The 15151-nt window shown below is 58.2% G+C and carries 14 protein-coding genes; 13 read left to right on the top strand and 1 reads right to left on the bottom strand.

Annotated features, from left to right (window positions below):
* The first annotated feature begins 316 nt into the window (after positions 1-316).
* The 3 genes from minC to minE are packed head-to-tail and all read left to right on the top strand — an operon-like array spanning position 317 to position 2231.
* Positions 317-1126 carry a septum site-determining protein MinC gene (gene minC / locus MRBLMU1_RS07070; RefSeq protein WP_363499079.1) on the top strand — a complete coding sequence of 270 codons (810 nt, stop codon included), beginning with the start codon at positions 317-319 and terminating at the stop codon, positions 1124-1126.
* A 36-nt stretch (positions 1127-1162) separates the two neighbouring features.
* Entirely contained in the window at positions 1163-1978 is an 816-nt protein-coding gene (minD, locus tag MRBLMU1_RS07065) for a septum site-determining protein MinD (RefSeq protein ID WP_090323976.1), read from the top strand.
* Position 1979: 1 nt separating this feature from the next.
* Positions 1980-2231: a cell division topological specificity factor MinE gene (gene minE / locus MRBLMU1_RS07060; protein WP_090323978.1), complete on the top strand. Its 252-nt coding sequence runs from the start codon at positions 1980-1982 to the stop codon at positions 2229-2231.
* Between the two features lie 59 nt (positions 2232-2290).
* Here minE and MRBLMU1_RS07055 read toward each other — a convergent pair whose 3' ends face one another.
* On the bottom strand, positions 2291-2821 hold the full coding sequence (locus tag MRBLMU1_RS07055) for a hypothetical protein (RefSeq protein WP_363499075.1): 531 nt from the start codon (positions 2819-2821) through the stop codon (positions 2291-2293).
* 237 nt (positions 2822-3058) lie between these two features.
* Between MRBLMU1_RS07055 and MRBLMU1_RS07050 the strand changes: the two genes are divergently transcribed.
* From MRBLMU1_RS07050 to MRBLMU1_RS07005, 10 genes are all read left to right on the top strand, one after another.
* Positions 3059-3751 (top strand): response regulator transcription factor, encoded by a 693-nt coding sequence (locus MRBLMU1_RS07050; RefSeq protein WP_090323982.1) that lies wholly within the window; start codon positions 3059-3061, stop codon positions 3749-3751.
* Positions 3752-3865: 114 nt separating this feature from the next.
* Complete coding sequence (gene hemA, locus MRBLMU1_RS07045; protein WP_363499070.1) at positions 3866-5140, top strand: glutamyl-tRNA reductase; 1275 nt, start codon at positions 3866-3868, stop codon at positions 5138-5140.
* A gap of 104 nt (positions 5141-5244) precedes the next feature.
* A complete protein-coding gene (gene prfA, locus MRBLMU1_RS07040; protein WP_315220510.1) occupies positions 5245-6321 on the top strand; it encodes a peptide chain release factor 1 in 1077 nt (358 codons plus the stop codon).
* Positions 6322-6387: 66 nt separating this feature from the next.
* Positions 6388-6861, top strand: coding sequence for a disulfide bond formation protein B (locus tag MRBLMU1_RS07035; RefSeq protein WP_363499066.1), 474 nt, complete (start codon positions 6388-6390; stop codon positions 6859-6861).
* Positions 6858-7697 (top strand): peptide chain release factor N(5)-glutamine methyltransferase, encoded by an 840-nt coding sequence (gene prmC / locus MRBLMU1_RS07030; RefSeq protein ID WP_363499422.1) that lies wholly within the window; start codon positions 6858-6860, stop codon positions 7695-7697. The genes MRBLMU1_RS07035 and prmC overlap by 4 nt, the downstream gene beginning before the upstream one ends.
* Before the next feature lie 240 nt (positions 7698-7937).
* Positions 7938-9536 carry a glutamate--cysteine ligase gene (gene gshA / locus MRBLMU1_RS07025; RefSeq protein WP_363499063.1) on the top strand — a complete coding sequence of 533 codons (1599 nt, stop codon included), beginning with the start codon at positions 7938-7940 and terminating at the stop codon, positions 9534-9536.
* A 21-nt stretch (positions 9537-9557) separates the two neighbouring features.
* The gene (locus tag MRBLMU1_RS07020) at positions 9558-10601 is read left to right on the top strand and encodes a histone deacetylase family protein (RefSeq protein ID WP_363499060.1); all 1044 of its coding nucleotides are present in this window, start codon (positions 9558-9560) and stop codon (positions 10599-10601) included.
* A gap of 362 nt (positions 10602-10963) precedes the next feature.
* Positions 10964-12772, top strand: a complete 1809-nt coding sequence (locus tag MRBLMU1_RS07015) for a hypothetical protein (RefSeq protein WP_363499057.1) — start codon at positions 10964-10966, stop codon at positions 12770-12772.
* On the top strand, positions 12750-13211 hold the full coding sequence (locus tag MRBLMU1_RS07010) for a toxin-activating lysine-acyltransferase (RefSeq protein ID WP_363499054.1): 462 nt from the start codon (positions 12750-12752) through the stop codon (positions 13209-13211). Before MRBLMU1_RS07015 ends, MRBLMU1_RS07010 begins: the two co-directional genes overlap by 23 nt.
* Before the next feature lie 63 nt (positions 13212-13274).
* A complete protein-coding gene (locus tag MRBLMU1_RS07005; RefSeq protein ID WP_363499051.1) occupies positions 13275-15125 on the top strand; it encodes a glycosyltransferase family 2 protein in 1851 nt (616 codons plus the stop codon).
* The last annotated feature ends 26 nt before the right edge of the window (positions 15126-15151 follow it).

Below are 15151 nucleotides of genomic sequence, written 5' to 3'. Positions count from 1 at the left end.
CCACGTAGGGCGGATTAGGCGGGAGGCGGGACGCCGTAATCCGCCATGGATGAGCCGCCGACGACGCACGCATTGGCGGATTACGCTACGCTAATCCGCCCTACGTGTTTCAGAATTTGGTGAGGTCCCGGCCCGATTCATAGGAAAACGTACGCCGCGGCATTCGTCAACGGCCCGGGCCATGGCTGCCCCGCAGCCCCAAATCCCGCATTTTTACTGGCTCAGTAAGCCGTGCGGCCTCCCCATCCACCGGTTTCCACAGTAGAATGCTCGTGCCTGCGCATGCGCGCGAGGTTAACCTCTAATACTGTCGCCCATGTCCAAGAGCCTGTTTCAAAAGCCCATCGAAATCAAGATTTCCACCGTTGTCGCCGTCTCCGCCATCCTGGCGACCGCCGACAGCATCGCTCTCGACGCCGCGTTGGCCGAAATGACCGGTGGCACCACCGACTTTTTCGAAGACGACCTGGCCGTGATCGATGTCGCCGCGCTGCCGGCCGGCTGCGATCCCGTCGACTGGGCCGGCATCATCGCCCTGCTGAAAAAATACCGCTTGAATCCGGTCGCCGTGCGCAACGCGCCGCCGTCCATGGCCGCCGAGATCGCCGCCCACGGACTGAGCCTGGAAACCGCGACCAAGCCGCGCGCCGACGAGGCCGACGCCGAGTCGGCCAAAACAGCGGCCAAGGCGGCGGCCAAAGCGGCAACCCCGGCCGCCAGCAAGGCGCCGGTCGCTGCGGCCACGGCGGCGGCGGCCACCGACAGTCTGCCCGGCAACGCCGGCGTCATGATCATCGACACGCCGGTGCGCGCCGGCCAGCGCATCTACGCGCGCGGCTGCGACCTGATCATCACGGCGGTCGTCAACAACGGCGCCGAAGTCATCGCCGACGGCAGCATCCATGTCTACAACACGCTGCACGGCCGCGCGCTGGCGGGCGCCTCCGGCAATCCCGAGGCGCGCATCTTCGCGATGAGCATGTCGCCGGAATTGGTGTCAATTGCCGGCGTTTACCGTACTTTTGAAGACGGGTTCCCCGCCGAGTTCGCGCGTTCCCCTGCGCAAATCCGCTTGGTGGGCGACCGAATCGATATACTATCTGTCAATTCCGCGAACCGCGCCTGAGTGGCCTGCTGTTCATCTCTCTGAAAAGGATTATTTGTGGCGAGAATCATTGTAGTGACGTCCGGCAAGGGCGGTGTCGGTAAGACGACTTCCAGCGCGAGCTTCTCCACCGGCCTGGCCATGCGCGGCCATAAGACCGCCGTCATCGACTTCGACGTCGGCCTGCGCAACCTCGACCTGATCATGGGCTGCGAACGCCGCGTGGTGTACGACCTGATCAACGTGATCAACAAGGAAGCGTCGCTGACCCAGGCGCTGATCAAGGACAAGCACTGCGACAACCTGTTCATCCTGCCGGCCTCGCAGACGCGCGACAAGGATGCGCTGTCGGAAGACGGCGTGGAAGTCGTGCTGCACGAACTGATCAACATGGGCTTCGAGTTCATCATTTGCGATTCGCCGGCCGGTATCGAGCATGGCGCGCTGATGGCGCTGACCTTCGCCGACGAAGCGATCATCGTCACCAATCCGGAAGTGTCGTCGGTGCGCGATTCGGACCGCATCCTCGGCATCATCCAGGCCAAGTCGCGCCGCGCCCAGACCGGCGGCGAGCCGGTCAAGGAACATCTGCTGATCACCCGCTACTCGCCGAAACGCGTGGAAGCGGACGAAATGCTGTCGTACCAAGACGTGCAGGAAATCCTGCGCATTCCTTTGATCGGCATCATCCCGGAATCGGAATCGGTGCTGCACGCTTCAAACCAGGGTAACCCGGCCATTCACTTCAAGGGCACCGATGTCGCGGAAGCCTACGAAGACGTGGTGTCGCGCTTCCTCGGCCAGGAATTGCCGTTGCGCTTCGTCAATTATGAAAAGCCAGGCCTTCTGCAGCGTATTTTTGGGAGCAAGTGACATGGCCCTGCTTTCTTTCCTGTTCCCGCAAAAACAGAAAACCGCGACGGCGGCCAAGGAGCGGTTGCAGATCATCATCGCGCGCGAGCGCAATGGCCGCAGCGGTCCGGATTTTCTGCCGGCGCTGCACAAGGAATTGATTGAGGTGATTTCGAAGTACACCAAGGTCAACGCCGACGACATCAAGATTTCGCTCGACCGCCAGGGCAACTTGGAGGTGCTGGACGTGAACGTGGTGCTGCCGGACGCTTGACGCACGGCTAATCAATCGGCGGGCCGGGCGGCCCGTCAACGTGTCGTCCGCGACACACTTTATGCCGGACGGACCACTCCGCCGTCCTGCGCGACACCCGCCGTCACCAGCTTGGCCGCCACCTTGACGCAGGCCTCCACGTGCTGGTAACCGATCTGCCGGAACGCGAAAAATCCGATCCCGGCCGCCGCCAGCTGGCCGGCCAGCGGCACCATCTTGCCGGCCTGGCGCGCGGCCACCTTCATGCCGGTCTTGCGCAACATCGTCGTCACCACCTCGCGCGTGACCACCTTGCCGACCAGCATGCCGCCGACGCCGATCGCCGCCTCGTAGGCGATCAGCTTGAACTTGGGCTGCAGCCGTTCGATCTGTTCCTCCGACAGCCCGAATTCGTGGTTGATGTCGTCGATCAGCAGCGCGAACAGGCGCAGATCCGACACCACATCGAGGCCAGGGATCGGCACCGCCGCCACCCCGGCCGACACCATCGCGCGGCGCCGCACCAGCTTCCGGCAGCGTTCCCGCACTGCATCAATATCGCGCGCGGTGCCCGGCACCAAGGTCCAGTTCGTGTTTGTTTTGAGTCCCATAGCGCCTCCCGGATGAACTGAAGATTCTTTCCAAATTTCAACTTCTTCATTGAATTCGGGCTTTTTCCAGTGTACCGTGTAATAACCGGACGGGCGCGCACGATGAAAAAATGCATTGTCAAACGACAAACGTTAATGTCCCAAAAAAAATATTTAATCATTCTGCCAATTAATTTGTGAATCTCTGTTATATTTGACGTGACATCTCTTTAACATATATTTCCTACAGGCAGCAGTATGAGAATCGCCGTACTCGACAACGACCGCAGCCAGGCAGACTTGATCTGCCAGGTGTTGACCTCCGCCGGCCACATTTGCCACAGTTTTCAGACCGCAAAAGACGTGCTGGCACAGCTGCGAAAAGACAGTTACGACATGCTCATACTCGACTGGCAGGTGGTCGATCTGACCGGTGCCGAAGTGATGCGCCGCGCTCGTGAAAAGCTGCCCGACAGCGCCCCCGTGCTGTTCCTCACGACCAGCTCCGGCGAGGACGATATCGTCGCCGGCCTGGCCGCCGGCGCCGACGATTACATGATCAAGCCGCTCCGCCGCAGCGAGATGGTCGCGCGCGTGCAAGCGCTGCTGCGGCGCGCCTATCCGGCCCAGAACGGCGCCGAACAATTGCAATTCGGTCAATACGTTTTCGAGACCCGGCCCGGCCGTTTGCTGATGGATGGGGTGGTGTTGGACGTCACCCACAAAGAGTTCTACCTCGCACTGTTATTTTTCCGCAACATCGGCCGGCCGCTGTCGCGCGCCTATATTCACGAGGCCGTGTGGATCCGCGAAACCGCCGTGCCGTCCCGCACCATGGACACCCACGTTTCGCGCGTGCGCAACAAATTGCAGCTCAAGCCCGAAAACGGCTTCCGCCTGGTTCCGGTGTACAGTTACGGTTACCGACTGGAAAAACTCGGCGCGGCGTGATCCCCGCACGCCCCGTCCCGAAAGGCCGGTCCGCTGCTATTGCTTTAGGCAGCTCCGGGGCAACATACAGGTCATCACGGTATAATGTCCGCTAATTCATCGTCCGGACCCGAAATGCAGCTGCTTGCCGTCGGCCTCAACCACAACACCGCACCGGTCTCGCTACGCGAGCAGCTGGCGTTCGCCCCTGACCAGCTCGGCCAGGCGGTGGTGGCGGCGCGTTCGTGGTTCGAGCGCATCGACCATCGCGGCAGCGACGAGGCGGCGATCCTGTCGACCTGCAACCGCACCGAGCTCTACGCGGCCAGCCAGGTGCCCGATCCACTCGACGCCGGCGCCCATTTCCTCGCCGATTTCCACAAGCTGAACTACGCCGAGCTGCGTCCCCACCTGTATTTGTTGCCGCAGCACGACGCCGTGCGCCACACCTTCCGCGTCGCCTCCGGGCTCGATTCGATGGTGCTGGGCGAGACGCAGATCCTCGGCCAGATCAAGGACGCGATCCGCACCGCCGACGAGGCGGGCGGCCTGGGCACCTATCTGCACCAGCTGTTCCAGCGCAGCTTCTCGGTCGCCAAGGAAGTGCGCAGCACCACCGAGATCGGCGCCCACAGCGTGTCGATGGCCGCCGCCGCCGTGCGCCTGTCGCAGCGCATCTTCGATAAGATCTCCGAGCAGAACGTGCTGTTCATCGGCGCCGGCGAGATGATCGAATTGTGCGCCACCCACTTCGCGGCGCAGAATCCGAAAACCATCACCATCGCCAACCGCACCTTGGAACGCGGCGAGCTGCTGGCGCACCGCTACGGCGGCCGCGCGATCCGCCTGGCCGACCTGCAGGACAAGCTGCACCAGTACGACATCGTCATCTCCTGCACCGCCTCGTCGCTGCCGCTGATCGGCCTTGGCATGGTGGAGCGCGCGATCAAGGCGCGCCGCCACAAGCCGATGTTCATGGTCGATCTGGCCGTGCCGCGCGATATCGAACCGGAAGTGTCGCGCCTGAACGACGCCTTCCTGTACACCGTCGACGACCTGGGCAAGGTCGTGCAGACCGGGATGGAGAACCGCCAGGCCGCCGTCGCGCAGGCCGAGGCGATCATCGAAACCCGGGTGCAGTCGTTCATGCACTGGATCGACGACCGCGCCGTGGTGCCGGTCATCCAAAGCTTGCAGGAGAACGGCGAGGCGCTGCGCCAGATCGAACTGGAACGCGCCCGCAAGATGCTGGCCAAGGGCGAAGACATCGACGCCGTCCTCGAAGCCCTGTCCAAGGGCCTCACCGCGAAATTCATGCACGGTCCGCAGCAGGCGCTGCACCGTGCCCAGGGCGACGAGCGCGCCCACCTGGCCGAACTGCTGCCGCAGCTGTTCCGCGGCCGCCGTTAGCGCCCCCGCCACGCACCGCACCGCCGACCGCGCCCGCGGCCGGTCGCACCCGCGCCGCGTCCACGCGGCATCCGCTTCACCCTTCACAGAATACCGAATACGCTATGAAACCATCCATGCTGTCCAAACTCGATCAACTGGCCAACCGCCTGGTCGAACTCGATGAACTGCTGATGTCCGAGGGCGCGACCAGCAACATGGACGCCTACCGCAAGATGACGCGCGAGCACGCCGAACTCGGTCCGCTGGTCGCGCTGTACAACGCCTACCAGGAAGCGATCGGCGACGGCGTCGCCGCGCAGGAGATGCTGTCCGATCCCGAGATGAAGGACTTCGCACAGGACGAGATCGAAGCATCCAAGGCCCGCATGGCCGAACTGGAAATCGAGCTGCAGAAAATGCTGCTGCCGAAAGACGCCAACGACGAGCGCAACATCTTCCTCGAAATCCGCGCCGGCACCGGCGGCGACGAATCGGCCTTGTTCGCCGGCGACCTGCTGCGCATGTACACCCGCTTCGCCGAGCGCAATCGCTGGCAGGTGGAAGTAGTGTCGGAATCGGCGTCGGACCTGGGCGGCTACCGCGAGGTGATCGTGCGCCTGGTCGGCAACGGCGTCTACGCGAAGCTGAAGTTCGAATCCGGCGGCCACCGCGTGCAGCGCGTGCCGGCCACCGAAACGCAGGGCCGCATCCACACCTCCGCCTGCACCGTGGCGGTGATGCCGGAGGCCGACGAAGTCGAAGACGTCAACATCAATCCGGCCGACCTGCGCATCGACACCTTCCGCGCCTCCGGCGCCGGCGGTCAGCACATCAACAAGACCGATTCGGCCGTGCGCCTGACCCACCTGCCGACCGGGATCGTGGTCGAGTGCCAGGACGACCGCTCGCAGCACAAGAACAAGGCGCAGGCGATGAAGGTGCTGGCCGCGCGCATCAAGGACGTGCAGCTGCGCGAGCAGCAATCGAAGGAAGCGGCCACCCGCAAGAGCCTGATCGGCTCCGGCGACCGCAGCGAGCGGATTCGGACGTACAACTTCCCGCAGGGCCGCATGACGGACCACCGCATCAACCTGACCTTGTACAAGCTGGACTTCATCATGGACGGCGACCTGACGGAGCTGACCAACGCGCTGGCGGCCGAACACCAGGCCGAGTTGCTGGCGGCGCTGGGCGATTAAGAACTGTCTAAGACCCGACCGCCGGTGATGTGCGAAAATCACGCGACTCACCACAACGGATACAACATGAACCAGTCCCGCTCCCTGCTGCTGTTTATCGCCTTCGCCAGCTTTGGCTTGATCGCCGTCGCGCTGTATCTGCAGCATGGCCTCGACATGCTGCCTTGTCCGCTGTGCGTGATCCAGCGCTACCTGTTCCTGGCGATCGGCTTCGCATCGCTGATCGGCGCTTACATCAGCAAGCCTAAAATCGGCGCCGGCGTCGGCCTGCTGGCCGCGCTGGGCGGGTTGTACTACGCCGGCGACCACCTGTACGTGCTGGCCAACCCCGGCCTGTCGTGCGGCATCGACCCGATGGAGACCTTCCTCAACAAGATCCCCACCGCCACCTACCTGCCCTTCCTGTTCAGGGCCGACGGCCTGTGCGAGGACGCGCTGGCGCCGTGGTTCGGCCTGTCGATTCCGCAGTGGTCCTTCATCTGGTTCGCCTTCTTCGCGCTGGCGCTGGCGTGGGCGCTGCTGCGCCGCCCGCGCGCATGATCGACCGTATCGGCGCCATCGGGGCCGGCCTCACCGTCGGCGGGCTGCAAACGCAGTCGCTGCTCGACGCGCTGGATAACCGCATCCTGCTGTGCCACGCGCTGGGACTGACCCGCGTGGGCCTGATCACCCAATCCGAGCGGGCGCTGGACGCCGACGAGGCGCGGCGCTTCGCCGCGCTGGTCCAGCGCCGCCTGGACGGTGAGCCGATCGCCTACATCGTCGGCCAGCGCGAATTTTTCGGCCTGCCGTTTGAGGTCAGCGGCGCCGTACTGATACCCCGTCCCGACACCGAACTGCTGGTGGAGCTGACGCTGGAGCGCCTGCCGCCATCGGGCCGGGTGCTCGACATGGGCACCGGCAGCGGCGCCATCGCCGTCGCCCTGGCCCATACGCGGCGCGACGCCGACGTCACCGCCCTCGATGTCAGCGGCGAGGCGCTGGCCGTGGCGCGCCGCAACGCCGCCGCCAACGGCGCCCGCGTCGCCTTCCTGCAAAGCGACTGGTACGCGGCGCTGGACGGCCTGCCGCCGTTCGACGTCATCGCCTCCAACCCGCCGTACATCGCCAGCGGCGACCGCCATCTGTCCGAGGGGGATTTGCGCTTCGAACCGGTGGGCGCGCTGACCGACCATGCGGATGGCTTGTCGGCGCTGCGCATCATCGTCGCGGGGGCCGTCGCGCGCCTCAAGCCCGGGGGCTGGCTGCTGATGGAACACGGCTACGACCAGTCGGCCGCCGTGCGACAGTTATTATCCGAACAAGGTTACACCGATGTGCAAAGCTGGACCGACTTGGCCGGCATCGAGCGCGTGACCGGTGCGCGGACGCACTGACAAGCGTCCCTCCCCTGAGGTATCGTGGCTTTGCGCCGCTCCCCGAACTATTTGTTAAACTAGCAAGCGACATATTGATGGCGGCGCATGCATGGCCGATTACGGCGTTCCGCCTAATCCGCCCTACGTGTAACCGTATCACCGGCCCGGCCAACTTTTGGCTTCGCCGACGCGTTTGCCCGTTTTCGGTTAATCTCGCACCTCACAGTTTGTTTGATGCAACACGAAAGGAAGATCCAATTGTCCAATCTACTGACTCGCCGCCTGGCACTGCTGGCCAAGCCAGAGCACCGCGCGGTGCTCGGCGGCTTGCGTGGCATCGAGCGCGAAACGCTGCGGGTTGACCGGCACGGCCACCTGGCCGCCACTCCGCATCCAGTGGCCATGGGCTCGGCCCTGACGCATCCGCAAATCACCACCGACTACGCCGAGGCGCTGCTGGAGTTCATCACGCCGGCCGAAAAGGACATCGCCACCACCATCGAAAAGCTCGATGGCATCCACCGCTACGCCTACAGCAAATCGGGCGACGAACTGCTGTGGAGCCAGTCGATGCCATGCCAGCTGCCCGGCGAGGAAGACATCGAGATCGCCTGGTACGGCAGCTCCAATCTGGGCACGCTCAAACATGTATACCGCCGCGGCCTGGCGCTGCGCTACGGTAAAGCGATGCAGTGCATCGCCGGCATCCACTACAACTACTCGCTGGACGAACGCCTGTGGCGCGTGCTGGCGGAGAACGAACCCGCGGAAAAGCGCCTGTCGAAAAAGGGCTACCAGTCGGAAGCCTACCTCGCGACCATCCGCAACTTCCGCCGCTATAGCTGGCTGCTGATGTACCTGTTCGGCGCCTCGCCGGTGCTGTCGACCGGTTTCCTGCGCGGGCGTCCGCACAAGCTCGAAACGCTGTCCGAGGACACGCTGTACCTGCCCTACGCCACCAGCCTGCGCATGAGCGACCTCGGTTACCAGAACGACGCGCAATCGGGCCTGAGCCCGCACGAGAACTGTTTGGACAGTTACGTCGCCGCGCTGACCAAGGCCGTCAACCAGCCCTACGCGCCTTATGCGGAGCTGGGCACCAAGCGCGATGGCGAATGGATACAGCTCAGCACCAACGTGCTGCAGATCGAAAACGAGTACTACTCCACCATCCGCCCCAAGCGCGTGATCCAGACCGGCGAACGGCCGATCCAGGCGCTGTGCGCGCGCGGCGTCCAGTACATCGAGGTGCGCTGCATGGACGTCGACCCGTTCGAACCGGTCGGCATCAGCGTCGAAGCGGGCCGCTTCCTGGACGCCTTCCTGCTGTTCTGCGCGCTGGAGGAAAGCCCGCGGATCTCGCCCGAGGAAAGCCTGCGCCACACCCGCAACTTCTCCCGCACCGTCAAGGAAGGCCGCCGTCCGGGCCTGACCTTGACCAACGACGACGGCGACATCGGCCTGCAAAGCTGGGGTGCCGAACTGCTCGAACGTATCCGCCCGGCCGCCGAGTTGCTCGACTCGCTGCGCGGCGACAGCGCGCATGCCGACGCGATGGCGTCGCAAGCGGCCAAGCTGGCCGACGCCAGCCTCACGCCGTCGGCCAAGGTGCTGGCGGCCCTGCAAGCCAACGGCAAGTCGTTCGCCGCCTTCGGCCTGGCGCAAAGCGAAAAGCACGCCGCCTACTTCCGCAGCCATCCGCCGGGCGCCGACGAAGCGGCGTATTTCGACGGCCTGGCCGCCGTCTCGCTGGCCGAGCAGGCAGAGATGGAAGCCGCCCCGCAAACCAGCTTCGACGACTACGTCGCCGCCTACCGCGCCAGCAACCTGTGCCACTCCAGTATCGACTGCGACTAACCACAACCCATCGGGACGCCCGTGCTCACCTTCTACAACGAGCTGCATGCCCAGCACCGGGGACGCTACGAGATTTTTCGTGGCGAGATGGTGCCGTGCTTCGAAAAACCGGAGCGGGCCGACTCGGTGCTGGCGGAGCTGGGCCGGCGCGGCCTTGGCCGCATCGTCACGCCGCACGGCGTGCCATTGATGTCGCTGGAGCGCATCCACACGCCGCGCTACCTGCACTTCCTGCGCACCGCGTGGAGCGAATGGCTGGCGCTCGACCCGGCCAACGCGCAGAAGGACGCCTTCCCCGCCGTCTGGCCGGTGCGCACGCTGCGCGACGACATCGAGCCGGATAACTTCTGCGCCAAACTCGGTTTGTACTCGATGGACAGCGGCACCCCGCTGACGGCCGGCACCTGGACCGCCGCCAAGACCGGCGCCGACTGCGCGGTCAACGCCGCGCACGCGCTGCGGCTGGGGGAGCGCGGCGCCTTTGTGCTCAGCCGCCCGCCGGGCCACCACGCCGGCGCCGATTTCTTCGGCGGCTACTGCTTCCTGAACAACGCCGCGCTGGCAGCGCAGCACATGCTCGACGACGGCGCGAAAAAGGTCGCCATCATCGACATCGACTACCACCACGGCAACGGCACGCAGAGCATCTTTTACGGGCGCGACGACGTGTTGTTCGTGTCCATCCACGCCGATCCGCGCAGCGAGTATCCGTTTTACCTGGGGCATGCGGATGAACGTGGCGAAGGCGCCGGACAGGGTTTCAATATGAATTTGCCGCTGGCGGCCGGCAGCTCGGTCAAGGCGTGGTTCACGGCCCTGGAAACGGCCTGCATCCGCATCGGCGGCTTCGCGCCGGACGCGCTGGTGGTGTCGCTGGGCGTGGACACGTTCGCGGGCGATCCGCTGTCGCGCTTCGCGCTGCAAAGCGCGGATTATCTGAAGGTGGGCGAGCGCCTCGCCTATCTGAATTTGCCGACCGCCTTCATCTTCGAAGGCGGCTACGCGGTTAAGGAGCTGGGCACCAACGTCGTCAACGTCCTCGAGGGCTACGAGACCGCGCTTTGACGGCGCCCCGGCTCGATAATAGCCAATCCAACTTTTAGTCCTGATCAATATCAATCCAATCGGACGAAGTCGTCTGATGACGGATGCCGTCTATCCCGATTGCGCAAGCAAACAACCGACAAAAGAAATCGGACTACTGGCCGGCGCCCCCACCCTCCCTTCCTTTCAGCAAGTCCAAAATTGTATCTGCGTCGATACATTACGGATAAGTAATAGTGACAATTGGTGACAATTAAAAGAGGTCGGCTCGATAACATACGTCGGTGGAGAGACTTTCACATAGCAATCACCGTAAAAAATATGTAAATAATTAATGCATGATTTTATTCACTGTTGCGCGTACCGCGATCCATTAAATAATCATGACCATCGAACGTGGCAATTTTTTAAAATCGCTGTCAATAAGAATCTCAAAAAAAACAATGCGCGCGGATAATAGAACGAGTGTACAACCGAACCTTTTAGCATTAACGCTACCTGCTTCATCGTTTGTGGAATTCACAGCCAAGAAGCTAGCCAATCCAAAATTAAAATGGGCAGGCCCTTGCCTTTCAGTCGCTGAAAAATCCTCTTGGCGCGAATTTGCATATTGCATTCCCATGCCTAGCGAATGTAAAAATGTTTATCGCGCAAAGCAGCGGGAGCTCCTAGCCGAGCGATATGGTGGATGGGGCGTTGGTGTGAATGGTGGAGGGGTAAGATGTGGGCTGTATGGCTCTATGCAAATAAAGGGAGTTGGAAAAAATCCTCTGGCAGGCCATCCCCAGGACTTTTGGCACACGTACGGAGGCGCCGCCCTCGAAGAAGGAATCCAAGAGGCTATATGGGGGGAGGTCTGTGATATTGCCTTGCCATTTGGCGCAACCAGGGTGAAAGCAATCATTACGACAGGTTCAACGGTTCCTTATAGAAATTTCACAGGCGAGAAGGTAGCACAGCGTGTTCTTATCCTAAGAGATTTTACTTTGCGTCCCGCGCACTACATGAGGTCAATTTTCTACGGTACCTCGCTTAGCGAAGAGGGCATTTATCCTTGCGACGCCGCACGCACCAGTCAGGCGATAAACAGCATGTATCCGATTCCACATACCAGCCCGACTACAGTGGAAGACGAGAGACATCGGGCGAATAGAATAAACGATCTATTATCTGAGATGTGCCGCAGGTTTTCCTTCCAATTTGCGGCGGCACGTGCAAAAAGGATAATGCATGGAACTATCACTCCTTCCAATATCGGAATCGACGGCCGCTGGATAGACTTTGGCACAATTTCAACCGTATCCGATTACGGAAAAATAAAGTTCGGGACGAACTTATCACCGGACATGTCAGCTGAATATAAATCAATAAATCAATGGCTAGACGAGCTTATTTTTTATATATGTAAATACTCTACAAAATCAACAGCCGAGCGTCTTATAACAAGCAACGAATTAGTTAAAAATTATGAAGTTCAATATGGCAACCGCCTGAATATTGAAATGTTAAAGCTGACCGGCGTGCCCGAGGAATCTTTGGAGCGCATTGATCGACATCTAGTAGAGAGATTTGGCAGAACCATAAATAGCGTCCTGAAGGCCGCCAGATTCAAACAGTTTAAATTGGACTACCCTAGCGCTTGGAAAATGCCAGCCAGCATGGGCGATATCCATCTGAATTTTATTCTGATATTGGCCGCACTCTGCTCGACCTTGGAGCAAATGCTTGCAGTTACCAAGTCCTGCATCTCAGATGACAAATTGCGCATAGAATTTTGCACATCTTATTGTGGACTGAAAGAGGCATATCTTTTCGGAGTGGGAGATAAAGAAAAAAATCATGGTGAGACCTATCTGATGTTGAACGCGCTTCGCCGTAACGTACCTTTTACTGACCTGTACCGCACCAATTTTGAAAATAGCATTAGCGATACGATAGCAAAGGGTCGTCCAATAGCAAAATACGTACAAAATATCGTTGGCCTCGCTGTCACTCAACTCGCAGAGCCTGTTTCAGGAGTAATTGACCTGGACGCTTGGTTCAAAAACGTTAAGGTAGATTCGGTACACGGTCTTACCAAAAATAACAGGCCGATCAAGCTGCGCAATTTGGCTTTTAATCCCGGCGTATCATTGCTTACGCAAAATCAAATGGAACTATTTAAAAGCCATGCTCAGTACCTTGACCGTTAATAACCCGGCTTCAGAGACGTGCCAGATGAAAGCCGCAGCCTGCGGAAATATTTGCCAAGTCATGCTGGCTGCGGCATCGCATCGACACGTCCGTTTGAACTATCTAAGTGACGTCGTGATGCCCGCTATCGCGCATGGAAACGTGAAAATTTATTTCAGCGATATGGGATTACCAATTGGGTACGCTATCTGGGCATTCTTATCGGTCGAAGTTCATGAGCGATTGAAAATCGGCGCGGATAGAAAATTACATCTGAGCGAATGGAACGAAGGTTCGTCACTCTGGGTCATCGATTTATTGGCACCCTTTGGTCACTTCGAAAACATTTATCAGGATCTAAAAAATAATGTCTTTGAAAAATATGATTTAGTTAATTTTTCGAAATACAAATCGCATGGTCTTATTAACAAACAAATTACCCTAAAAAGATTTTTCTAGCATAGGTAGATAAACAGCTGAATAAATTTTTTGATTTTTCTAAAATAATTTGGGACAACTTTTTTGCTGAATTTAGTCAATCCAAACCTGCCAGTGTCAATATCAAAAAGGGATATCATCCTAATTGGCGTTGGGCGAAATGAGATAATACGTCTGCCGTCTTTTTTGGCGCATTACCGGTCTCTTGGGGTTACTCGCTTTTGCCTCGTCGACAACAACTCCACCGACGAATCTCGACAGTTACTTAAGGCCCAGCCAGACGTCTACCTTTGGACCACCAGTCAGTCCTATGGCATGGCCAATTGTGGACATGACTGGATTCGAGAACTGCTCAAAATTTGCGTAGGTAACTGGTGCGTGGTCGCGGATCTGGATGAATATTTCGTATATCCAAAGTGCCAAAACATGAAGCTGGGCGAGTTCGCGGCTCAATTGACAGCGGAGGGATCGACAGCGGTTTCGTCAATTTTAGTGGATATGTACTCAAAGAACGCATTGAGCGCGAATTCAATAGATCCGAATCAGCATCCACTCAATATTTGTCAATATTTTGACCCTATCCGCGACACCGATAACTTGCATCACCCCCTGCGGGGACTCCATCCAATACATAGCAAAGGGGGAATGCGAAAAAGAATATTTCAGATTGAACCATGTCTCAATAAAATCACGTTCTTCCATAACTTACCCGGCACCCACCTGTTGCAAGGTGCTCACTACATCGATGGTGTCACCTTTTCCTCCACATCATGTGCCACCCTGCACTTTAAATATCTGCAAGAATTCTCCAACTACGTCAGCGCCGAAGCGCTGCGAGAAGAACATTTTGGCAAAGGTGTCGAGTACAAAGTGTATTCAGAAATCCTAAATAAGAACCCGGGCATAAATGCTTTTTACGAATATTCAACAAAATTAACCAATATCGATCTATTTTTAGAGTCAGAATTTTTCGTCGCAGACAAGTCCGGCATGAGGATCAGTAATCATGACGTTTCATTAGGCGAAGAAAATTGCGGTTCAATGGTTCATAAATCAATTTCATTCTCGCAGATTTTCTGTCAGTTTCACCAAGCAGGGACAAACCATCTCACTTCAGTTTTGGAAATTTCTGGGGCCTTGAAACGACCGATATTAATTTTTGCTTTAAAGGAAAGATTAAATGACTGGCATGCTGAAGCCTGTCAATTTTCCGACGTGGTCGTATCGATTGAGGTCACGAAAAATTCAACTTGGGATACGTTATTAGAGGACGTCAGACACCGTTATTTTGAAGATCCATTAATCATCTTCGAAGCTGTCAACCGCGCTGCGGGAAAATTGTGGGCAATAAAAGATGTGACGGGGGCGTTCATTAACCGATATGGGAAGAACACAAAATTCTTTGTGGACATTACAAATGCGGCGCTGTTCCACGAGTTCAGCCACGACCGAGATCATGTCGATTACTTTTTCGGAAAAACGCCTTCATTTGGAAAAAAAAGATGCCAAACATATTTCGTTAGCGTAGCTAAAAAATCCAGCAAACCGCCAATATTGAATTTTCCAAAAAATTCTATTTATCCAAGAAAATCACAGGAAGATCTGTATCGGAATGTACAGGCAAATCTCATTTTGCTAGCTAGCGCAATGCGAGCTGTATTAACGGAGTGGGGCTTTGAGTTGGCCGAACACTTTTGCGTCACAAACGCGCTCACGGTTTTCCATATTGATAAAAACCGGGGATTCCATGTACAAAATCGAATTTACATAAGTCTGGTCGAAAAGGATGAAGACATTTATTGCGTCGATCACAGCTATTTCAACGGCGATAATTTAATTCACGATTTAAGTGACCTCGCCTCAGCCCTAGGAGTTGTGGATCCAAGCTACTCAAGTGTCACACGAGTATTGAAAAACAATCGATTTTTTGACTGAAATTAAATAAAAATGATTTTGAAATA

The sequence above is a fragment of the Burkholderia sp. LMU1-1-1.1 genome (assembly GCF_040675865.1).
Lineage (GTDB): Bacteria > Pseudomonadota > Gammaproteobacteria > Burkholderiales > Burkholderiaceae_D > Rugamonas.
Note: the sequence above shows the minus strand (reverse complement) of the source record. Positions and strands in the feature narration are given on the sequence as shown.